The following is a 22,515-nucleotide window of genomic DNA, read 5'->3' as shown; positions in this document are numbered from 1 at the left end:
CTGTAATCGGTCTTTCAAATAAGGCGCCAAGCGTTCGGGAGGGATCTATGAAGAAAAAAGGAGCCAAACTCTCTGATATCGCCAGACAGCTGAGCCTGGTGAATTTCACGGATAAGATCAATCTGGAGGAGCACAGCGTGCAGATTCCGGATATTAACCGTCCGGCCCTGCAGCTCAATGGCTTTTACGAGCATTTCGAGGCGGAGCGCATTCAGCTGCTTGGCATGGTTGAAAATGCCTATTTGCGTCAGAAGTCTCCGGAGGAGCGGGCGGATATCTTTGAGACGCTTCTCTCACACGATATCCCGGCGATGATTCTCTGCCGGAGCTTTGAGCCGGAGGATTCTCTTCTGGAGGCGGCCTACCGGCACAATATTCCCCTTCTGGGGACCAGCGCGGCGACCAGCCAGTTCTCCTCGGAACTGATCTATTATCTGAACCTGCAGCTGTCCCCGGCCACCAGCATCCATGGGGTCCTGGTCGATGTCTATGGAGAGGGACTTTTGATTACCGGAGAGAGCGGTATCGGCAAGTCCGAGGCGGCTCTGGAACTGGTTCGGCGCGGCCATCGTCTGGTGGCGGATGACGTGGTCGAGATCCGTAAGATCAATGAGCACACCCTGCGGGGGAGCGCGCCCGGTGTCCTCAGGCATCTGATCGAGCTGCGGGGAATTGGCATCATCGACGTCAAGAGCCTCTTTGGAGTGGAATGCGTCAAGGACTCCCAGAATATTGATCTGGTGATCCGTCTGCAGGAGTGGAAGCCGGACCAGGAATATGACAGGCTTGGGCTCAATGACGAGCATATGGATATTCTGGGCAAGGACGTGGTCTGCCATTCCCTGCCCATCCGCCCCGGGCGAAATCTGGCGGTTATCTGTGAGACGGCTGCCGTCAACCACCGCCAGAAGAAGATGGGCTACAACGCGGTCGAGGAGCTCTACCGCCGCATGGAGGACAACATGGGAGAGCGCCTGGACAGATAGAAAGGACAAGCATGGAACGCAAGAATGCATGGGAAAAATATCAAGGAGCTAAAGACCAGTCTCTGGTCATGAAATTCGCCGAGGACTATCGGCGTTTTCTCTCGGCCAACAAGACCGAGCGGGAGTGCGTCTCCTACTTTATTGAAAAAGCGGAGAAGGCGGGATTTAGAGACCTTGAGGAGGTCATCGCTTCCGGAAGACGGCTTTCTGCCGGGGACAGAGTCTATCGTCAGCATATGGGCAAGACCCTGGCTCTTTTTATCATAGGCAGCCAGTCGCTGGCTCAGGGGATGAATATTCTGGGAGCGCATATTGATTCGCCCCGCATGGATTTAAAGCAGAATCCCCTCTATGAGGACAGCGACCTGGTTCTTTTGGACACGCATTATTACGGCGGCGTCAAGAAGTATCAGTGGGTGACTCTGCCCCTGGCCCTGCACGGGGTCATTGCCAAAAAGGACGGCAGCCTTGTTCCCGTCAATATCGGTGAGAAGCCGGAGGATCCCGTCTTCGGGGTTTCTGACCTTTTGATTCATCTGTCCGCCAGGCAGCTGGAGAAGCCCGGAGCCAAGGTGGTCGAGGGAGAAGCTCTGGATGTTCTGATCGCCAGTCGCCCCCTGGAAGATTGCGATGATCAGGTCAAGGAGAGGGTCAAGGCCAATGTCCTGCGCATCCTGGCTGAGCAGTATGGAGTCGATGAGGAGGACTTTTTGTCCGCGGAGATTGAGGTGGTTCCCGCCGGGGCCGCCCGTGATTACGGAGTGGACCGAAGTATGATCATGGGCTATGGACACGACGACAGAGTCTGCGCCTATCCCTCCTTCGCGGCTATCCTGGTCTCAAAAGCACAGGAGAGAACCCAGGCCTGTCTTCTGGTGGACAAGGAGGAGATCGGATCTGTGGGAGCTACGGGCATGCAGTCTCTCTTCTTCGAGAACACGGTGGCCGAGCTCATTGCGGCGACAGAGGATTATGAAGAGATCAAGACCAAGAGGGCTCTGATGAACTCGATGGCGCTCTCATCCGATGTCTCCGCCGCCTTTGACCCCAACTACCCGGACGTCATGGAGAAGAAGAATGCCGCCTACTTCGGGAGAGGGCTGGTGATCAACAAGTACACCGGAGCCAGGGGCAAATCCGGCTCCAATGACGCTTCTGCGGAGTATATGGCAAGGATCCGCCGGATCTTTGATGACAATGAGGTCTACTGGCAGACGGCGGAGCTGGGCAAGGTTGACCAGGGCGGCGGTGGAACGATCGCCTATATTCTGGGCAATTACGGCATGGAGGTCATCGACAGCGGCGTCGCCGTTCTCAACATGCACGCGCCGTGGGAGATTGTCAGCAAGGTGGACCTTTACGAGGCCCTGCTGGGCTATCAGGCATTTCTTGCAGCGAAGGAGCTGTGAGAAGGAAGCTTCTGATAAGGGACGGGAAGCCGGCAGAAGAGGTCATAGAGAAGGACCACAGAGAACAGTCACAGAGAAAGGTTGGAAGACGGGATGCGGGATTCTTGGATGAGAGCTGCAGCAAGCGTTCTGGAGGAGAAGCAGATTCGTGTGGATGAGCCGATGTCGGCGCATACCAGCTTCCGCATCGGCGGCCCGGCGGACCTGTTTCTGGAGCCGCGGAAGGATCAGCTTCCCCCCCTGCTCGCGGCCCTGAAAGAGGAAAAGGCCCCCCTGATGATTCTGGGCAACGGCTCCAATTTGCTGGTGGGGGATAAGGGGATCCGGGGAGCGGTGATCCACATAGGAAATTCCATGAATCAGATCTGCGTCAGCGAAGAGCGCATTGAGGCGGAGGCCGGGGCTCTTTTGGTCAGGGTGGCTAGGCAGGCCCAGCGGGCCGGACTCAGCGGCATGGAATCTCTGTCCGGGATCCCGGGAAGTCTGGGGGGCGCCATTATGATGAATGCCGGAGCCTATGGGGGCACGATGGCGGATGTGCTTGCCTCTGTGGAGCTTCTGACAGAGGAGGGAGAGATTCGCAATTACTCTCTGGAGGAGATGGACTTCTCCTATCGTCATTCCCGCGTCAGGGATGAGGGAGGAATTGTTCTCTCCGCCATCCTGCAGCTTACGAGGGGAGACGCGGGGGAGATCGACGCTGCCATGGCTGATCTGACAAGGCGAAGGACTGCCAGACAGCCCCTGGAGATGGCGTCCGCCGGGTCCGCCTTCAAGAGACCGGAGGGATATTTCGCGGGCAAGCTGATCCAGGATGCCGGTCTTCGGGGCTATCGGGTCGGTCAGGCCCAGGTGTCAGAGAAGCACTGCGGTTTTGTCGTCAATCTGGGCGGAGCCTCCGCCGCGGAGGTCCGTCAGCTCATGGAGGATGTCCGGGAGAGGGTCAAAGAGAAGTTTCATGTTGACCTGGAGCCGGAAGTCAGATTTGTGGGAGAATTTTAATGCATTTACTCTTGTTGACCGGCATGTCCGGATCCGGGAAATCGACGGCCTTTAAGTTTCTGGAGGACATGGGTTATTATTGCGTGGACAATCTGCCCATTCCCCTCTTTAAGAGCTTTGTCGATCTGACCGCCAAGAATATGCCAAAGGGGCAGAAGGTGGCGGTCGGCATTGATATTCGAAGCGAAGGACATCTGGAGCGCATTGCCGATATCCTGAACGAACTGGATCGGGATGGCAAGAAGGTGGACGTCCTCTTTTTGGACGCGGACGACGAGACCCTTTTGAAGCGCTACAAAGAGACCAGGCGCAATCATCCGCTCTCCGGGTCAGAGCGCCTTTCCGCCGGGATCGCCCGGGAGAGAGGAGCCCTCTCTTATCTGCGTTACCGGGCGGACTATATCATCGACACCAGTCACCTGCTGACCAGGGAACTCAAGGCGGAGATGGAGCGGATCCTGGTGGAGGACTCTGACTATAAGAGCATGATGGTGACCCTGCTCTCCTTCGGGTTCAAGTATGGGATTCCCAAGGACGCAGACCTGGTCTTCGATGTGCGCTTTTTGCCAAATCCCTACTACGTCGTCTCCCTTCGCCCCAAGACGGGGAATGATCCTGAGATTCAGGAGTATGTCATGAATTGCCCGGAGGCCCATGTTTTTCTGGACAAGCTGACGGATATGGTTCAATTCCTCATTGACAATTACATCAAGGAGGGACGCAATCAGCTGGTCGTCTGCATCGGCTGCACCGGGGGCAAGCACCGGTCGATCACCCTGACCAATCAGCTCTATGACCGCTTAAAGAAGAACAAGAACTACGGGATCAGGAAGGAACACCGGGATATTGACAAGGACCGGGCCAGAGGTAAGTAAGATGTCATTTGCATCCGAGACCAAGGCGGAGTTGATCCGCCATATTCCCAGGACCAGACATGACCGCATGGCCATGGCCGCGGCCATGCTCATGATGGAGGGAGAGGTTCAGATCAGCGGGGATCAGGTCCGCCTGACCTTCCTCTTGGAGAACGAGACGATTCGATCCCTTTTCTTTACAATTATTGCCAAACTGGGTAATATGAATACTGGCGCAAAAGTGATGACCGGGGAGGAAATCTTAGACCTGCTGACCGCGCTGAAGATGTATGACGGACAGCGGATTCGGATGGAGAGGGTCGACCCCCTCCTGCTTCAGAGGGAGTGCTGCAAAAAGTCTTTTCTCGCGGCGGCTTTTCTCTGTGCAGGCTCGGTCAGTGACCCCAATAAGGCCTATCACCTTGAGATCGTCTGCAGAAGCCAGGACAGAGCCCGCCAGCTCGCGCAGAGTATGCTTTCACTGAATCTGGATGCCAGGATCATCGCCCGCAAGGGACACTGGGTGGTCTATCTGAAGGAGGGTGAACAGATTGTCACCATGCTGGGTTATATGGGAGCTCCCCTGGCCTACATGACCTACGAGAACGCCCGCATTGTCAAGGAGATGCGCAACGGGATCAACCGCCAGGTCAACTGCGAGACGGCCAATATCGGCAAGACGGTCCATGCTGCCGTTCGTCAGACGGCGGATATCGCCCTGATACGTGATCGCATGGGCTTAGAGCACCTGCCCAGGAATCTGCAGGAGATTGCCCTGGTTCGTCTGGAACATCCGGACATGACGCTCAAGGATCTGGGGGCTCTTCTGGATCCGCCGGTGGGAAAATCGGGTGTGAATCACAGATTGCGCCGGATCAGTGAAATCGCAGAGGATCTGCGGTAAAGAGCATTTGAGGATTTGTTTTTATGCGTAAGGAAGTAGTTGTATCAATGCCCCGCAGTATGGAGGCGACACCGATTGCCCATCTTGTGCAGCTGGCCAACCAGTTCACCAGCTCCATCTACTTTGAGATGGATGGGAACAAGAAGGTCAACGCCAAGTCAATCATGGGAATGATGAGCCTGGTTTTGACCAGCGGCGCGCAGGTTACCATTGCCGCTGACGGGGATGACGAGCTTGAGGCGGTTCAGCAGTTAGAGGACTTCCTCAGTGAAAGGACCTGAGTTGGGCGGAAAGAAACTGCTCTTTATTTTCAACCCGCACTCCGGCAGGGAGCGCATTCGCGGCAGTCTGACGGATATCGTCGATGTCATGTGCAAGAGAGGCTATGAGGTCAGCATCTATGCAACGCAGTGTCAGGGAGACGCGGAGGTCAAGGCCCTTGCAGAGGGAGGCGACAAGGATCTGCTCGTCTGCTCCGGCGGAGACGGGACCCTGGACGAAGTGGTATCCGGTCTCATGCGCGGCGGGCATCAGGTGCCAGTGGGATATATTCCCGCCGGGACCAGCAATGATTTCGCGGCTTCTCTGCAGCTCTCGCAGGATATGGTGGAGAATGCCAGGATTGCTGTCACAGGACGTCCCTTTGCCTGTGATATCGGCAAGTTCAACGATGGCTACTTCGTCTATGTGGCTGCCTTCGGACTCTTTACAGAGGCCTCTTATCAGACCAGCCAGGAGATGAAAAACATCTTCGGACATGCCGCCTATGTTCTGGAGGGGATGCGGCAGATGGTGGATGTGCCGTCTTACTTTGTCCAGGTGGAATACGACGGCAATCGCATTTTCGATGAATTTATCTATGGAATGGTGACAAATTCTATTTCCATCGGAGGCTTCCGCGGACTGATCAATGGTCCGGTCGATCTGGATGACGGTGAATTTGAGGTTGTCCTGGTGCGGCGGCCCAGGCATCCGAGAGAGTTAAACGAGATTATCTCCTATCTGACGGGCAGAGTGAAGCAGAGTCGTATGATTTACGCCTTTAAGAGCAGCCGGATCCGTTTCAGCTGTGGACAGCCCATCTCCTGGACCCTGGACGGAGAGTTCGGAGGTCAGTTCAAGGAGTCCGTGGTCGAGAACCTGCCCAGGTCTCTGCAAATCATGCTGAGGGAAAAGTCCTCCGGCTGAGGGCCTCAACAGGTCAAAAATTCTTAGAAAAATAATTTTAAAAAAGATGCAAAAAGCTATTGACAAAATGGTTAGTGAAAGCTAACATATACATCAGTTAGGGAAACCTAACCATCCTGTTGGTTCCTTTATGTATCAAATATATCGTATGCCAACGATAAACTCCCATAAATCTAACCTGTTAGATACATAAGAGAACTCCTTTGTAACTTAATAGATGCAGAAAATACCCTGTCCGATATCCGGGCAGGGTATTTTCGCTGGGCTAAGCGGAACTGGGGAACAGGACCTTTGACGAGAGCGGAATCGGGAAGCAGGGCCTTTGACGAGAGGGTTTATTCAGGGCGGAGAAAGGACAGGACGGATGCCAGCCGCACCCTCTTTTCTCTGAAATGTAACTTGCCTGAGCTAGTACCTTGTTCTATAATACGGGCAGATACAGCCGATGCGTTTTTCGGCGGATCGAAGTTCGTTTTCAAGGTCATTGTGACAGACAAGAACGGAGGAATTTATGATTGTATCAGCCAAGGAGATGCTGGAGAAGGCCGTTGCGGGTCATTACGCAGTACCTCAGTTCAACATCAATAATCTGGAGTGGACCAAGTCCATTCTCACAGTCTGCGAGGAACTCAAGGTTCCTGTTATCCTGGGCGTATCCATGGGCGCGGGCAAGTACATGGGCGGCTACAAGACGGTAGCGGCTATGGTCTACGCGATGCATGATTCTCTCGGAATCACGGTTCCCGTTGCCCTTCATTTGGATCATGGCAATTATGACGCGGCTTACGAGTGTATCAAGGCGGGATTTACATCGATCATGTTTGACGGATCCTCTCTTCCCTTCGAGGAGAATCTGGCCAAGGCGAAGGAGCTGGTTGCGGTCGCCCATAAGCTGGGGCTCTCCATCGAGTGTGAGGTCGGAGGTATCGGCGGTGAGGAAGACGGCGTCATCTCCACCGGAGAGTGCGCGGATCCCGAGGAGTGCAAGATCATTGCAGACCTGGGCGTTGATATGCTGGCTGCCGGAATCGGCAATATTCATGGGGCTTATCCAGCAAACTGGGCAGGCCTTCAGTTTGATGTCCTTGAGGCAATCAAGGCCAAGACCGGTGATATGCCCTTAGTTCTCCACGGCGGTTCCGGGATTCCCGATGACCAGGTTCGCAAGGCTGTCTCCATGGGCGTCGCCAAGGTGAATGTGAATTCTGAGTGCCAGTGGGCATTTGCCGCCGCGACTCGTGAGTACATCGAGCAGGGCAAGGATAAGCAGGGCAAGGGCTTTGATCCCCGTAAGCTTCTGGCTCCCGGCGCTGAGGCCATCAAGAAGGTCTGCCGTGAGAGAAGTGAAGTCTTCGGCTGCGTGGGCAAGGCGTGACGTTCGCGCGGAAGCATAAGTTCATGGCGCAATGGCGTGCCGCTGGTTTTTAACGCAAAGGGGCGTTCCGTACGGTTTTCGGAATGGCCCCTTTTACCTTTTATGACAGGGGGATGTTCGCGGAGCGCGCATCTCATTGCAGAAAAAAGCTTAGTCCGACAGGAGGAAATCGCATGGATAACAAAGAGACGACATACTGCAGTGTCACAGATATATTTGGCGAGAATGTATTTAATGACACTGTGATGCGTGAACGTCTTCCAAAGAAGACCTACCAGAAGCTCAAGCAGACCATTCGTGAGGGCAGAGATCTCGATATTGAGACTGCGGATGTGGTTGCGCATGAGATGAAGGAATGGGCCATTGAAAAGGGGGCGACCCACTACACGCACTGGTTTCAGCCTCTGAATGGCGTCAGCGCGGAAAAACACGATTCCTTCATCACTGCTCCCATGTCCAATGGCAAGGTCCTCATGTCCTTCTCGGGCAAGGAGCTGATCAAGGGTGAGCCTGACGCGTCTTCCTTCCCCTCCGGCGGGCTGCGCGCTACCTTTGAGGCGAGAGGCTATACTGCCTGGGATTGCACGTCCAATGCCTTTGTCCGCCAGGACGCCGCCGGCGCGACACTCTGCATCCCCACTGCCTTTTGTGCCTATACCGGAGAGGCTTTAGACCAGAAGACCCCCCTGCTGCGATCCATGGAAGCGATCAATGAGCAGGCCCTTCGCCTGCTTCGTCTTCTTGGCAATACCAGCTCCAAGAAGGTCATTCCCTCTGTGGGCGCTGAGCAGGAGTATTTTCTGGTTGACCGCGATAATTATCTGAAGCGCAAGGATCTGATCTATACCGGACGCACGCTCTTTGGAGCCATGCCCCCCAAGGGACAGGAGATGGACGACCATTACTTTGGCGCCATTCCGGAGCGCATCGAGTCCTTCATGAAGGATGTCAACGAGGAGCTCTGGAAGCTGGGCGTTCCCTCCAAGACCCAGCACAATGAGGTGGCGCCGGCCCAGCATGAACTGGCGCCCATTTACGGGGAGTGCAATGTGGCGGTTGACCAGAACCATCTGGTGATGGAGACCTTAAAGAAGGTCGCCGTCCGTCACAAGCTGCAGTGCCTGCTGCATGAGAAGCCCTTCGCCGGAGTCAATGGATCCGGTAAGCACAACAACTGGTCTCTGGTGACGGATGACGGGATCAATCTGATCGATCCCGGGAAGAGACCCCACGAGAACACCCTCTTCCTTCTGTCTCTGGCCTGCATCCTGGCAGCTGTCGACAAACACGCGGATCTTCTTCGCGAGTCCGCGGCCGACATCGGCAATGATCATCGCCTGGGAGGCAATGAGGCTCCCCCCTGTGTGATTTCCGTCTTCCTTGGAGATCAGCTGGCGGATGTGATGGAGCAGGTTTTGGATAAGGGGGAGGCGACCCACTCCAAGAAGGGAGCCAAGCTGCAGACCGGTGTGAAGTCTATCCCGGACTTTGCCAAGGACGTGACAGACCGCAATCGCACCTCTCCTTTTGCCTTTACGGGCAACAAGTTTGAGTTCCGCATGTGCGGCTCACAGGATTCCATCGGCGAGGCCAATGTCGTCTTAAACACCATTGTCGCGGAACAGTTTGCGGATGTCTGCGACGAGCTGGAGAAGGCAAAGGACAGGGACGCCACGATTCAGAAGATCATCAAGGATTTGATGACCCAGCATCAGCGCATTGTCTTTGACGGCAACGGATATTCTGAGGAGTGGAGGAAAGAAGCAGCCCGCCGCGGACTGGCAGACATCAGATCTATGGTTGACGCCATTCCGGCCCTGGCAAGCGAAACGACGGTTGCGCTCTTTGAGCGCTTCCACGTATTCACCCGTGAGGAGCTCAACAGCCGGGTTGAGATTGAATACGACCAGTATGCCAAGGAGATCAACATTGAGGCCAAGACCATGGTCGATGTCGCCTCCAAGTCCATTGTTCCCGCGGTGATCCGTTACTCGACCAGGCTGGCGGATTCCATCAATCAGGTGTCATCCGCCTGTCCGGAGGCGGATACCTCCGTCCAGAGCACGATTCTCAAGAATACGTCCAAGCTCCTGGCCAAGACGCAGAAGGCGCTGCGGGCCCTTGAGAAGGCCGTCGCTGACGCCGATCAGCAGAGGGGCAGCGAGAAACGGGCCCAGTACTTTCATAAGACGGTGATGGCCAGGATGGATGCCCTGCGCCAACCCGTCGATGAACTGGAGATGATCGTAGACAAGGATCTCTGGCCTATGCCCTCCTATGGGGATCTGATTTTCGAGGTGTAAGGCAGTCACAGGGGCACTGCGCCCTGCATTCCCGCGGGATAAAGTGTTCTGGCGACAGATTTGACAAGAATTGAATCAGGGGGCCGGGCTTCCTTCTCCGCCGGAAGAGGAAGCCTGGCCTTCCTCTGTCTGCGTGTCAGACTGCGCGGGCATCTCGAACTGGAACTTGGGTGAGGGAGCAGTTCCGTCTAAGGCGGCGGAGGAGATGGCATAGGCCGCGTCAGGGGTATGGGCTGAGCCGTTCTTGATGAAGATGCCGCTGACAATTTGATCGGCAGGGGTTCCAGAGGCCGCGATTTTGCCGGTGCGGATGTCGATATCGACCTTGACGTGACGGTCGCAGTAGTCCGTGGGAACCGTCCCCTCAGCGAAATACTCCTTGATGATCTTGCTTCCTCTGGGGTCAGCGTTGCAGATACTGGGAAGAGGAAGCTTTCCGGAGACAGAGCAGACGGAGGCCTGTGTGATTCCCTGGGGCATATCGAAGCTTCGATCAGACTTGCCCTCGTGAATGCGAGACATAATCCTTTTCCAGATCTTCTTGCTGTAGGCGGAGGAAGTCTGGGGGGAGTTGTCATCGTAACCGCCCCAGAGTCCGACGGTGTAGTAGCCGGAGTAGCCCTCCATGAGATAGTCGCGCTCATCATTGGTCGTGCCGGTTTTGCCTGCCAGGGTGATGCCCTTGATATTGGCGTCCTCTCCGGTGCCTCTGGTCATGACGTCCTGCATGGCATTGGTCAGAAGCCAGGCGGTGGTCGGTTTGATGACCTGCTGGGGGTTGGGCGTCTCCTGAGAGAGGAGGACCTTGCCGTCCCGGTCTAGGACCTTGCTGTAGAGGTGGGGACGGATGTAGGAGCCCTTGTTGGCGATGGCGGCGTAGGCGGCGGTCAGCTCCATGTTGGTGACTCCGTAAGTGATGCCGCCGATGGCCAGAGCCTGGGTGTTATCCTTATCGGAGATGGTGCTGAAGCCAAATTTCTTGATGTACTGGAAGCCCAGATCGGTTCCGATCTCGGTCAGCGCCTTGACCGTCACGATATTGATGGACTGCACGATGGCCTCTCGGTATGTGGTCATGCCCCGGTAGGTCCGGTCGGCGTTCTGCAGAGAAGAGCCGTTCTTATATTTGTAGGGGGCGTCATCCTGTACCGTGGCCAGAGTCTTGCCGGCAGCGTCCAGGGCCGGCGCATAGGCGGCGAGGATCTTGAAGGTAGAACCGGGCTGCCGGGTCACCTTGCTGGCGCGATTGAGGGTCTTGCTGCCTGTCTTGTCGCCGCGGCCGCCCACCAGAACCAGGACCCTGCCATCGGACTGGTCCATGACAGTGACGGCAACCTGGGGCTGGAGGGTGAAGGTGATCTTCTCATTGCCCTCGGCAACGCTGTCTCCCTCCTCCATGATGTCCTTTTTATACTGGTCAATGGCGGCCTGGGCAGCCTCCTGATTGGCAAAGAGAAGATTGTAATTGGGATTGGAGGACCGGTAATAGGAGAGCATGGTCTGATCTGAGTAATTCTGGTTACTCTTGTCGGCCTTGGTCACCGTGAGACGGTAGGAAAAAGAGTACTTGGGCTTGCCGGAGTAGTTGGAGGCCTCGTTGACCTCTTCATCGGCAATTTTCTGGATCTGCGCGTCCTGGGTGGAGTAAATGGTCAGGCCCCCGCTGTAGAGCATCTTGTAAGCCTCCGCCTCGGAGTAGTGGGCCTGGTCGACTAGATCCTGAATCACCTGATCGGTCAGAGCGTCTGTGAAATAGGAGCTGACCGTCCGGGAGGCGGATGCCGCCTCGTTGTTCGCAGCGATCCGGGGATAGACGTCATCCTCCAGGGCTGCTTTGTAAGCGGCGTCGTCGATGAAATGATCCTTTAGCATGTAGTTGAGCACCAGCTTGCGGCGGCCGGCATTCTGATCGGGATTCGTGATCGGATTATAGCGGGTCGGATTCTTGGTAGTCGCCGCGAGAACCGCGCTCTCGGACAGATTCAGGTCGGAGACCGACTTGCCGAAATAGCGCTGGCTGGCCGCCTCGACGCCGAGCGTACTCTGACCCAGGTTGATGGTGTTGAGGTAGTTCTCCAGGATGATGTCTTTGCTGGTGACCTGTTCAATCCGGGTGGCCAGAACCTGCTCCTGGATCTTGCGGTCAAACTTAGCCTTGAGGGACTGCTCTGCCGTCCAACCGGTGAAGTAGTTATTCTTCAGCAGCTGCTGAGTGATGGTCGAAGCCCCCTGCATTTTGGAACCGCCGGAGAGAAGGCCGGTGACAAGAGCGCGCATGAGGCCCTGGTAATCAACGCCGTGGTGGCTGTAGAAGCGCTCGTCCTCAATGGCGATAAAGGCCTTCTGAACAGAATCAGGGATTTTGTCGATCGTCACATAGGTACGGTTGGCGCCGGACGCGGCAAGGCTGTCCAGCTCATGCCCTTCCTGGTCTAAAATGACAGACTTGAATCCACTGGGGCTGATATTGACAGAGGCTGTGTCGGGCAGCTTCTGAATCAGGTGCCGGATATAGATGACGCCGCCCAGGCCGGCAATGACCAGCAGGACCAGAAGGCTGATTAAGATCGTGCGGCTAAAGACCAGCAAAAAGTGATGGCCGACACGACCTTTTCTCTGAGAGATCTGACGGACGCGGGCAGAAGTTTTATCCTTGCCGTAATTCATTGAGTCACCTCATGGAGAGGCAAATGCCTTGTCAGACGATATCCCCCCCTGCTATGATGAACAAAGTTCATTGTTGCTACACTGCGATGCGGATGTCATAAGGTCATGCCTTCACTTGAGAGGAAGCCATCTGTGGAGACTGCCTTTTGACCATGTAATCACATTATATCAGAAAGAAAATGATCTTATGAAGGTTATTTACCAGGGCGGCCAGGCGGAAATTGAGCGAAAGAAATCTCGCTTTATCGCGCATGTGGCTCCCGCAAGCTCCGTCGGAGAGGCACAGGCCTTCATCGCCGATATGAAGAGGCAATACTGGGACGCCAGGCATAATTGCTCCGCTTATATCATCGGAGACCCCAATCCGCTCATGCACTGCTCTGATGACGGAGAACCGGCGCAGACGGCGGGACGGCCTATGCTGGATTTTTTGATCTCGCGGGAAGTGACCGATGTCTGTCTGGTAGTCACCCGCTATTTCGGCGGGACGCTGCTCGGCACGGGAGGCCTGGTGCGAGCCTATACGGACGCGTCGAAGGCGGGACTGGAAGCCAGCCGTCTCATGGAGAAGAAGGAGGGGATTCCCCTTCGACTGTCTCTCGGATACAGCGATTACGGACGGATCGAGCATCTGATCGCAGAGAAGTCCCTCCCCCTTCTGTCTCAGGTCTTCGCCCAGGCCGTGGAGCTTGAACTGCTGACAGACCCGGCAGGCCTGCGGGACCTGGAGGATCAGATCCGGGATATGACGGGCGGACAGGCCCGGATGCAGGAGGGCGACTCCATCAGCTACGGGATCGTGGATGGGGAGCTGGTTCTGGACGCGCAGAAATAAGGCTGAGAGGCGCAACCCGCTACTGCTGTCCGCGGAAAATTCACTGAAGGTCTCCGCTGTCAACTGTCCACTGAAAATTCCCGCTTGACTTCCGCAGGGCTCTTGGGTAATATATCCATTGTTGAGTTTTCAAGCGCTCAGACATTGGCCCATAGCCAAACGGTAAGGCAGCGGACTCTGACTCCGTCATTTCAAGGTTCGAATCCTTGTGGGCCAGCTCTATGGAAGACCTCGTCGATCTGCATCGGCGGGGTCTTTTCGCTGAAAGCATCCGTGCGTGATAAGGAAGTGAGGAGGTGCCGTATGGAGTCAAAGAAGAAAGAGTCTCATTTTTTTGCGACCCTGTCCCGAATGAAATATATTGAGCGCTGGGCGCTCATGAGAAATGCCCGCGAGGAGACCTTAAGCGAGCACAGCCTGGATGTGGCTGTCATCGCTCATGCTCTCTGTGTCCTGGCCAATCGCCGTCACGGCCATCATGTCGATGCCGAGAGAGCGGCCCTGGTCGGCCTCTACCATGACGCGTCCGAGATTATTACCGGGGATATGCCCACGCCGGTCAAGTACGGAGATGAGCAGATCCTGAACGCCTATAAGGGTGTAGAGATCAGAGCAGAGCAAAGACTGCTTGACCTTCTCCCTGAGGACCTGCGGGAGGACTATGAGGATCTCTTCTTCGGCGGCGATGATGCCGAGGAGATCTATATGAGAAAGCTGGTGAAGGCGGCGGACAAGCTCTCCGCTTTGATCAAGTGCATGGAGGAGGAAGAGGCCGGCAACCGGGAGTTTCGAACGGCCAAAGAGTCCATCTGGACAGCGGTTCAGGGGATGGCCGCGGAATATCCCGAGGTTGCTGACTTCGTAGATGTTTTCCTGCCCTCCTATGGAAAGACCTTAGACCAGCTTCTGGGGAGAGACTGATTATGTATGAGATGAGTGTAAGAATCCGCTACTCGCAGGTGGACCAGGACGGGTATCTGACCTTGCCCGCCCTTTTTGATCTCCTGCAGGATGCAGCCACCTTCCACTCCCAGGATCTGGGCTATGATATCCGCTATCTGAAGCGGGTCGGCTGCGGCTGGTTTGTCACAGATTATCAGCTTGCGCTGGAAGGCAGTACGCCCTATATCGGGGATCGCCTGACCCTTAAGACCTGGGGATATCGCTTTCGGGGCATGTTTGGCATGCGCAATATGCTGCTTGTCCGCGAGGACGGCAGCATCTACGCCCGGGTCAACAGCATCTGGGTATATATGGACCTGCGGCGCATGCTTCCATCCCGGATTCCGGACAAAATGATCAGAGATTACGGACAGGAGCCAGCCATCGATTATCCCTGGCCCTCCCGGAAGATCCGGCCGATGGAGCATTTTTTCGAGCGCTATGAATTCGCTGTAAACTCCCTACAGCTGGACAGCAACGGTCACATGAACAACACCCATTTCGTGGCGGCGGCCTGGAAAGAACTGCCGGCGGATTACGCGATCGGTTTGATCCGGGTGGAATACAAGAAACAGGCGATGCGGGGAGACCTGCTGCAGTTAAAGATGAGCTGTGAGCCGGGGCAGGAGAAAAGGGAAAATAAGATCCAGGCCCTGATGACGTCCCCGCAGGGAGAGGTTTACTGCCTGGTTGAGTTTAGCCGCAGAGAGGAGAAATGAAGATGGAATTGGGAAAGGTGAACCGGCTGACTCTGGTCAAGCTGGTGGATTTCGGAGCCTATCTGGCGGAGGGGACGAAGGATCAGGAGCGGGTTCTTCTGCCCGCCAAGCAGGTTCCTCAGGGGATTGGGCAGGGAGATTCGCTGGATGTCTTCTTATATAAAGACTCCAGCGACCGACTGATCGCGACTATGGCCAGACCGCTGGCCATGGTGGGTCAGTTCGCTCCTATGAAGGTTAAGGAGCTGACGAAGATCGGCGCTTTCTTAGACTGGGGTCTGGAGAAGGATCTGCTGCTGCCCTACCGACAGATGCTGGGCAGGGTGGAGGCGGGAGACCAGATCCTGGCCCGCGTCTATGTGGACAAGTCCCAGCGGCTGGCCGCCTCCATGAAGGAGATCTATCCCATGCTGCGCTCGGATTCCCCCTATCAGGCGGGAGATGAAGTCAGGGCCAGAGTCTACGAATTCAGCCGTGATTTCGGCACCTTTGTTGCGGTTGACGATATCTATTCCGCGATGATCCCCCGCCATGAGGACGCGAGGCAGCTGCGAATCGGGGATCAGATCAGCTGCCGGGTGACCGGGGTCAAAAGAGATGGTAAACTGGACGTCTCGATCCGGGGCAAGTCCTACGAGACCATTGGCGAGGACGCCGAGGCGATTCTACAGCTGTTGGAATCCTACGCGGGTGTCCTGCCCTTTACGGAGAAGGCCTCCTCTGAAGTGATTCGACGGGAGACAGGTCTCTCGAAAAATGCCTTCAAGAGGGCGGTCGGACATCTCTACAAAGAGGGAAGAGTCAGTATCGAGGATGGGAAAATCCGACGGACAGAAAAATTGTAACAATTCCTTCATGGTCAAGTTCACAAATAGTTCACACAAAACAAGAGGATAATGTCGAAGTGATGAGGAGGCATTTTCCCGTAAAATCCTTAGAATTGTGGGCATCTTCGGTGAAAGAAAAGTGGGATCGCAAGAGCGTGGCCTGAACTTGACAGGCGGAGGGCAGGTCTCTATAATAAAACTCGTGCGTAATATAAATGTAATATTTATAGCAGTCATATCGTAACAGATGAAGATAGCCTAAAGTGAGGTTGTATAGATGAATGCAAATCGTAAAACAGTGAAGACAATGGCAATTGTCGCTGCAGGCTCCGCAATCGTTGCCGGTGCGGGACTCCCATCCCAGGCGGCGACTTTGCAGGATACGACGGTAGATCAGGCTCTGGAGACCAGCAAGGAGTCTGGCCAGGGAAGCCTGTCTGGTGTGTCTGCCTCCCTGATGAGCATGCTTTCTATGTCTACGGAGGCGACGGTCAGCAGTAACCAGACAGATATGGTTGCCAGTTCCGCGGTGAACAAGACCTTATATTCCAAGGTTGGAATCGCTCATACGGATTCTGCGATCAACGTCAGGGAGAGCGCTGACGACAATGCCCGCCTGGTCGGTTATCTCTACAATAACAACGCGATGACAGTTGACGCGGAGGAGAATGGCTGGCTTCATATCAGCTCCGGCGACGTCAACGGCTATGTGAAGGCCGATGGCATTACGGTGGGAGATGAGCAGACCTGCAAGAATGCCCAGACGACGGATGTCAAGGTCAGGGAGAACGGCCTGCGCCTGCGCGCGGACGCCAGCCTGGACGCGGACATCCTGTCCGGATTCGCCAAGGACACGGTAGTGACCGGCATTGATCTCTCCAAGCAGGCAGATGGCTGGATCAAGGTTCGCGCCAGTGTGGACGGTAAGGACACAGAGGGATTCGTCTCCAATGACTATGTAGACGTTGACACCCATTACAACTACGGAGAGACGGTCGAGGCGGCGGTCACCAGACAGAAGGCTGAACAGGAGGCGGCTCAGAAGGCTGCCGAGGCAGCTTCCAGGAAGACATCCGTCAGAAGAGGGACAAGCCAGAGGACCACGACTGCAGCCAGCAGCAGCCAGGCGCAGACCTCTGTCTCAAGCGAGTCTGAGGCTTCTGCCAGTGGAGCGGCTGTTGTCGCCTATGCGGCTCAGTTCGTCGGGAACCCCTATGTATGGGGAGGCACCAGCCTGACGTCTGGTGCGGATTGCTCCGGCTTCGTGCTCTCCGTCTACAAGCACTTTGGAATCAGCCTTCCTCATTCTTCTTCCGCCGACAGGAGCGTGGGACGCGCGGTGTCCACTTCTGATATGCAGGTGGGCGACATTGTATGCTACAGCGGCCATGTCGGCATCTATGCCGGCGGCGGTAAGATTATCAACGCCTTAAATCCCAGCAAGGGAATCACCTATATCAATGCGAACTACGCGCCGATTCTGGCTGTTCGCCGCGTTTTATAAGAAAACGCTGAGGGGCTGTGGAGTATGTGAAAGCGGCTTGCCCCATGTCGCAGATGCGGATTCGATGTAAGAGTCAACGCAACTGCGGATGGGGCAGCCGGACCTTCCTTATTCCACGGCCCCTTTTTTGTTTCTGAGGGACATGGCAAATTCCCAGGTGGCTTTTATCACGATTCCTTCCTCCGGAAATGAATATGTCAAAGCGAAGGGGATCGCGCAAAAAAGCACAAAAACCATTTTTGGTTTCGCCGATCAGTTGATTGCTAAGGTTCCGGGCTGCAAGGAGACGATCGAATACGTGGGAGAATCTCTGATCTTGTTTGAAGTGAGATTGCACGCAATCTGTCAAGCGGGAACGGGGGACAAACTGCAAATCATCAGCCTGCACAAGAATTGATTCAACCTCCCGGAAAGGAAAAGACCGACCTTCCCGGAGAGAGGAAAATTATCCACAGGAAGGGATCTCCAAAAGCCCGAAAAATGGACTTATACACGGACTTATCCACATTATCCACATTTGAGGGGCTCGGAAACGAGTCCTTTGTGGGGCGAAAAGCAAACGGATGTTTTGTGTAAGAGGGCGAAAAATCGACTTTTGGGAGTTTGGACTTGACTTGAAAGCAAAAAAGCGCTTGCGAGTCAGAGAGTCCCCAAATACCAGTAAATATGCATAAGAAAGAGAGAAAATCTTCTTTCCAATCTGCGCACTTTGTATTAGACTTGGAATGAGTATATGCAATCAGCATAAAAATGGCGGCTTCACTTGTACACTTTGTACAGGCGCGGAGGGAGAATGAGATGATTTCAAATCAAATCCTGCAGAATACCATCGATGGCCTGCATCACATCAGCAAGCACAGTCTGGCCGTGATTGACGCGGAGGGGAGCATTCTGGCGACGACCTTTCCGGAGGTGGAGGACTATGTCCCCGCGGCCAGAGAATTCGCGGCATCCCCCGCGGAGAGCCAGATCGCTCTGGGCTGCCATTTTTTTAAGGTTTTTGATGACCAGCATCTGGAGTTCATTGTCATCCTGCAGGGTGACGATGAGTCTGTCTTTATGATCGGCAGGATGGCCAGCTTCCAGATCCAGGAGCTGATGGTGGCCTATAAGGAGCGCTTTGACAAGGACAACTTCATCAAGAACCTGCTCTTGGATAACCTTCTTTTAGTTGACATTTACAATCGATCCAAGAAGCTGCACATTGAGACCAACGCCCGGCGCGTCGTCATGGTTGTTGAGACTGCGGGCAGTGAAGAGGGAGATGAGCTGGATCGGGTTCGGTCTGTCTTCTCCGGCCGGAGCAGGGATTTTGTTACGGCTGTGGATGAGCGCAATGTGGTGGTTCTCAAGGAGCTTGCGGATGATGAGGGCTACGCCGACGTGGAGCGGTCCGCGGAGGTGATCATTGATTCCTTTAAGGATCGCATGGACAAGCAGATCCGGGTCTCCTACGGAACCATTGTCGGAGAGCTCAAGGACGCGTCCCGCTCCTACAAGGAGGCCGGGATGGCCCTTGATGTCGGAAAGATCTTCTTTGAAGACCACCAGGTGATCGCCTATTCCAAGCTGGGAATCGGCCGGCTGATTTATCAGCTCCCCATTCCTCTCTGCAAGATGTTTATCCGGGAGATATTTGCCAATAAGTCCCCGGAGGATTTCGATGAGGAGACGATTGTCACAATCAATAAATTCTTCGAGAACAGCCTGAATGTGTCCGAGACTTCCCGCCAGCTCTATATTCACCGCAATACGCTGGTTTACCGGCTGGATAAGCTGGAGAAGGCAACAGGACTTGATCTTCGCGTCTTCTCGGACGCGATCACCTTCAAGATTGCTCTGATGGTAGTAAAGTATATGAAGTATATGGAGGAGCAGAACTACTAATGATCAGCTTAGAACATGTGAGTAAGACCTATGAGGCCGGCATTCCGGCTCTGGATGATATCAGTCTGCATATTGAGCCGGGAGAGTTCGTCTTTATTACCGGCGCGTCCGGATCCGGTAAATCCACCCTGATCAAGCTCATGCTGAATGAATTGAAAGCCAGCAAGGGAACCATTATGGTGGGCGGGCAGAACCTGAATAAGATGCGGCATCGCCAGGTGCCAATGTTCCGCCGCCGGATCGGCACCATTTTTCAGAACTTCCGCCTGCTGCCGGACCGCAATGTATATGAAAATGTGGCATTTGCCATGCGTGTTACCGAGTCCAGGAAGCGGGATATCCAGAGAAGAGTCCCCATGGTTCTGACTCTGGTGGGCCTGGCGTCCAAGTACAAGTCCCTTCCCCGCCAGCTCTCCGGCGGAGAGCAGCAGCGAGTGGCGATTGCCCGCGCGATTGTCAACAGTCCCAAATTGATTCTGGCTGACGAGCCCACAGGTAATCTGGACAATAAGAATGCCTGGGAGGTAATGCAGCTTCTGGAGAAGATCAATCAGGACGGGACGACGGTTGTCGTCGTAACCCATAATATCGAGATCGTCAAGGCTATGAAAAAGCGCGTCATCACGATTAAGCGCGGCTGTCTGGTCAGCGACGTGGAAGGAGAGACGAGTCTAAAGCATGTATAATATTAAGCAGGGTTTTCGAAATATCTGGCACAACAAGATGTTCTCTTTAGCTTCCATCGCGACGATGGCGGCCACCATCTTCCTCTTCGGGGTCTTTTATTCCCTGGTGACCAATTTCTCACAGATGGTCAAGGAGGCGGAGCAGGGCGTGGCAGTCACTGTTTTCTTCGTGGACGGGATCAGTCAGGAACAGGTGGATGCCATCGGGGACGCGATCAAGGCCAGACCGGAGGTGAAGAATTACCGCTATGTCTCCGCGGATGAGGCCTGGAACTCCTTTAAGCAGAATTACTTCAAGAACAATGAAAACCTGGCGGACGGTTTCAAGGAGGATAACCCTCTGGCCAATTCCTCCAACTACCAGGTCTTTCTCAATGACGTTTCCGAGCAGGGCTCCCTGGTAGAGTATTTAAAGACAGTGGACGGCGTCCGGCAGGTCAATCAGTCAGAGGTGGCAGCCAAGACCCTGTCTGACTTCAACCGCCTGCTCAAGTATGTCTCTGTGGGCGTTGTGGCCATTCTGATCGCTGTGGCTATTTTCCTGATCAACAACACGATTACGGTCGGAATCTCCGTCCGCAAGGAGGAAATCAGCATCATGAAGCTGATTGGGGCCAAGGACCGGTTCATCCGCTCTCCCTTCGTCGTCGAGGGGGTAGTCATTGGTTTCCTCGGCGCTCTGATTCCTCTGGTTGCCCTCTTCTTCATGTATCAGGGAATTGTCGGCTATGTGTCCGGCAAATTCTCTTTCCTGAGCGGAATGATGGATTTTATCCCGATCATGAATATTTTTCGCATTTTGGTTCCCGTCTCCCTGGTTCTGGGGGTGGGAATCGGGTATCTGGGAAGCCGGATGACCTTAAAACGACATTTGAAGGTGTAAACCTACCGGTCTGCGAAGACCTGTCGTCTCAGGGATATTTGTTATGGAAATACATCGCCCGCTTGTCTCGGGGGATGTATTTCTGCGCTCAGGAGGAAACGAAGTATGGAAGAGAAGAAGCAGATCAGCAGCGAGGAGACAGAAGGACAGAAGCAGATGGCAGATCATCCTGAGGAGACAGAAGAGTTGAAGGCGCCGTCAGAGGAGACGGAAGGACAGAAGCAGACATCTATCGATTCGGGCGAGCCAGAAGGACAGAAGCAGACAGCTGACGATTTGGGCGAGACAGAAGGGAAAAAGGCTCTGCCGGAGAAAGCGGGAAGAGGGTCAAGGAGAAAGGCGAGAAAGGAAAAGGGCGGATCCTTCGTCAGGGGGATTTTCACCGGCGCCCTGGCTACCCTTCTGATCCTGGCTCTGGTCCTGGGCATCAGCGTCTACTCGACCGGCAAGGGGAGCTCTGCGGTCAATCCGGCCAGCTATGCCAAGCTGATGGCCCTGGAGAAGATCATCAAGCGCTACTATTACCAGGATGTTGACAAGGATGCCATGGAGAAGGGGATGTACAAGGGGATTATGGAGGCCATGGGAGATCCCTACACGGAGTACTATACGGCCAGGGAATATGAGGATCTCATGGCTTCCATGACGGGATCCTTCGTCGGGATCGGGGTGTCTATGACGAAGACGGAGGATGGCAGGATCAAGGTCGTGACCGTTTACGATAAGTCCCCCGCCAGCGAAGCGGGTATGGTCTCCGGCGACATCATCGAGAAGGTGGGGGATCAGAGCACGGCAGATCTCTCTCTGGAGGATATTGTCGCCAAGGTCCGCGGTCAGGCGGACAGTCGGGTTGAACTGACTCTGCGCCGGGCGGATGGCAGCGAGGAGACCCTTTCCGTTGCCCGCCGCAGAATTGAAATTCCCAGCGTCTCCCATCGGATGGCGGCGGACGGCATCGGCTATGTCCGTATCGATCAGTTCAGTGAGAATACCCTGAAAGAGTATCTCGCGGCCATGGACGATCTGAAGAAACAGGGGATGAAGGGAGTCATCTTTGATGTCCGCAATAATCCGGGCGGTATGGTCACGTCCGTCACAGATATTCTGAACCATATTCTGCCGGAGGGAACCAGCGTCTATATGGTGGACAAGGAGGGGAAACGGACCGACTATCATACCGACGGCAAAGATGAACTCAAGATACCGATTGCCGTTTTGATATCGAAGGACTCCGCCTCGGCGGCGGAGATCTTCGCCGGAGCCATCCGCGATTATCACAAGGGGACTCTGATCGGACAGACGACCTTTGGCAAGGGGATCGTGCAGCAGACCATGCGGCTGGCGGACGGATCCGCGGTCAAGATCACCGTTTCCAGCTATTACACTCCGAATGGGGAGTCCATCCACAAGAAGGGGATCCAGCCGGATGTCTCTGTGGAGGATTCTGACACGAAGTCCACGGATACAGGGACCTATGATATACTGAAGGACAATGAGGTGGGACGGGCCATTGAGATCCTGCAGGATCAGCTGAAGTAATTGCG

At 54.9% G+C, this 22,515-nt stretch carries 20 protein-coding genes and 1 tRNA gene; 20 read left to right on the top strand and 1 reads right to left on the bottom strand.

What is annotated here, in order from left to right; all coding sequences use genetic code 11:
- The first annotated feature begins 47 nt into the window (after positions 1–47).
- The 9 genes from hprK to HMPREF1508_RS04945 all read left to right on the top strand — a co-directional run bounded on the left by hprK (position 48) and on the right by HMPREF1508_RS04945 (position 10,021).
- Positions 48–986, top strand: a complete 939-nt coding sequence (hprK, locus tag HMPREF1508_RS04985; protein WP_044960026.1) for an HPr(Ser) kinase/phosphatase — start codon at positions 48–50, stop codon at positions 984–986.
- 11 nt (positions 987–997) lie between these two features.
- On the top strand, positions 998–2,395 hold the full coding sequence (locus HMPREF1508_RS04980; protein ID WP_044960022.1) for an aminopeptidase: 1,398 nt from the start codon (positions 998–1,000) through the stop codon (positions 2,393–2,395).
- A 108-nt stretch (positions 2,396–2,503) separates the two neighbouring features.
- Positions 2,504–3,397 carry a UDP-N-acetylmuramate dehydrogenase gene (gene murB / locus HMPREF1508_RS04975; RefSeq protein ID WP_044960086.1) on the top strand — a complete coding sequence of 298 codons (894 nt, stop codon included), beginning with the start codon at positions 2,504–2,506 and terminating at the stop codon, positions 3,395–3,397.
- A complete protein-coding gene (rapZ, locus tag HMPREF1508_RS04970; RefSeq protein ID WP_044960019.1) occupies positions 3,397–4,272 on the top strand; it encodes an RNase adapter RapZ in 876 nt (291 codons plus the stop codon). The genes murB and rapZ overlap by 1 nt, the downstream gene beginning before the upstream one ends.
- A 1-nt stretch (position 4,273) precedes the next feature.
- The gene (gene whiA, locus HMPREF1508_RS04965) at positions 4,274–5,155 is read left to right on the top strand and encodes a DNA-binding protein WhiA (RefSeq protein ID WP_044960017.1); all 882 of its coding nucleotides are present in this window, start codon (positions 4,274–4,276) and stop codon (positions 5,153–5,155) included.
- A gap of 23 nt (positions 5,156–5,178) precedes the next feature.
- Positions 5,179–5,436 carry an HPr family phosphocarrier protein gene (locus HMPREF1508_RS04960; RefSeq protein WP_006906653.1) on the top strand — a complete coding sequence of 86 codons (258 nt, stop codon included), beginning with the start codon at positions 5,179–5,181 and terminating at the stop codon, positions 5,434–5,436.
- A 1-nt stretch (position 5,437) separates the two neighbouring features.
- Entirely contained in the window at positions 5,438–6,343 is a 906-nt protein-coding gene (locus HMPREF1508_RS04955; RefSeq protein ID WP_044960015.1) for a diacylglycerol/lipid kinase family protein, read from the top strand.
- Between the two features lie 511 nt (positions 6,344–6,854).
- Complete coding sequence (gene fba, locus HMPREF1508_RS04950; RefSeq protein WP_044960013.1) at positions 6,855–7,718, top strand: class II fructose-1,6-bisphosphate aldolase; 864 nt, start codon at positions 6,855–6,857, stop codon at positions 7,716–7,718.
- A 173-nt stretch (positions 7,719–7,891) separates the two neighbouring features.
- Complete coding sequence (locus HMPREF1508_RS04945; protein ID WP_044960011.1) at positions 7,892–10,021, top strand: glutamine synthetase III family protein; 2,130 nt, start codon at positions 7,892–7,894, stop codon at positions 10,019–10,021.
- 75 nt (positions 10,022–10,096) lie between these two features.
- Here the strand turns inward: HMPREF1508_RS04945 and HMPREF1508_RS04940 are convergent, their stop codons facing one another.
- Positions 10,097–12,688, bottom strand: a complete 2,592-nt coding sequence (locus tag HMPREF1508_RS04940; protein WP_044960009.1) for a transglycosylase domain-containing protein — start codon at positions 12,686–12,688, stop codon at positions 10,097–10,099.
- Between the two features lie 187 nt (positions 12,689–12,875).
- On the opposite strand from HMPREF1508_RS04940, the gene HMPREF1508_RS04935 reads away from it, so the two are divergent.
- From HMPREF1508_RS04935 to HMPREF1508_RS04885, 11 genes are all read left to right on the top strand, one after another.
- Positions 12,876–13,523 carry a YigZ family protein gene (locus HMPREF1508_RS04935; RefSeq protein WP_044960007.1) on the top strand — a complete coding sequence of 216 codons (648 nt, stop codon included), beginning with the start codon at positions 12,876–12,878 and terminating at the stop codon, positions 13,521–13,523.
- A gap of 145 nt (positions 13,524–13,668) precedes the next feature.
- Positions 13,669–13,740 (top strand) — tRNA-Gln (locus HMPREF1508_RS04930).
- 86 nt (positions 13,741–13,826) lie between these two features.
- On the top strand, positions 13,827–14,444 hold the full coding sequence (gene yfbR / locus HMPREF1508_RS04925) for a 5'-deoxynucleotidase (RefSeq protein WP_044960005.1): 618 nt from the start codon (positions 13,827–13,829) through the stop codon (positions 14,442–14,444).
- 11 nt (positions 14,445–14,455) lie between these two features.
- A complete protein-coding gene (locus tag HMPREF1508_RS04920) occupies positions 14,456–15,184 on the top strand; it encodes an acyl-[acyl-carrier-protein] thioesterase (RefSeq protein ID WP_198015568.1) in 729 nt (242 codons plus the stop codon).
- A gap of 2 nt (positions 15,185–15,186) precedes the next feature.
- Positions 15,187–16,029, top strand: coding sequence for a CvfB family protein (locus HMPREF1508_RS04915; protein WP_044960001.1), 843 nt, complete (start codon positions 15,187–15,189; stop codon positions 16,027–16,029).
- A 259-nt stretch (positions 16,030–16,288) separates the two neighbouring features.
- Positions 16,289–17,515, top strand: coding sequence for a C40 family peptidase (locus HMPREF1508_RS04910; protein ID WP_044959998.1), 1,227 nt, complete (start codon positions 16,289–16,291; stop codon positions 17,513–17,515).
- A 142-nt stretch (positions 17,516–17,657) separates the two neighbouring features.
- Positions 17,658–17,912, top strand: coding sequence for a hypothetical protein (locus tag HMPREF1508_RS04905; protein ID WP_242834503.1), 255 nt, complete (start codon positions 17,658–17,660; stop codon positions 17,910–17,912).
- 401 nt (positions 17,913–18,313) lie between these two features.
- Positions 18,314–19,402 carry a PucR family transcriptional regulator gene (locus HMPREF1508_RS04900; RefSeq protein WP_044959995.1) on the top strand — a complete coding sequence of 363 codons (1,089 nt, stop codon included), beginning with the start codon at positions 18,314–18,316 and terminating at the stop codon, positions 19,400–19,402.
- Entirely contained in the window at positions 19,402–20,088 is a 687-nt protein-coding gene (gene ftsE, locus HMPREF1508_RS04895; RefSeq protein WP_044959992.1) for a cell division ATP-binding protein FtsE, read from the top strand. Before HMPREF1508_RS04900 ends, ftsE begins: the two co-directional genes overlap by 1 nt.
- Complete coding sequence (gene ftsX / locus HMPREF1508_RS04890) at positions 20,081–20,971, top strand: permease-like cell division protein FtsX (protein ID WP_044959989.1); 891 nt, start codon at positions 20,081–20,083, stop codon at positions 20,969–20,971. The genes ftsE and ftsX overlap by 8 nt, the downstream gene beginning before the upstream one ends.
- Before the next feature lie 105 nt (positions 20,972–21,076).
- Positions 21,077–22,510, top strand: coding sequence for a S41 family peptidase (locus HMPREF1508_RS04885; RefSeq protein WP_049906897.1), 1,434 nt, complete (start codon positions 21,077–21,079; stop codon positions 22,508–22,510).
- The last annotated feature ends 5 nt before the right edge of the window (positions 22,511–22,515 follow it).

The organism is Shuttleworthella sp. MSX8B (assembly GCF_000524295.1).
In the GTDB taxonomy this organism is placed as follows: Bacteria; Bacillota; Clostridia; order Lachnospirales; family Lachnospiraceae; genus Shuttleworthia; species Shuttleworthia satelles.
Note: the sequence above shows the minus strand (reverse complement) of the source record. Positions and strands in the feature narration are given on the sequence as shown.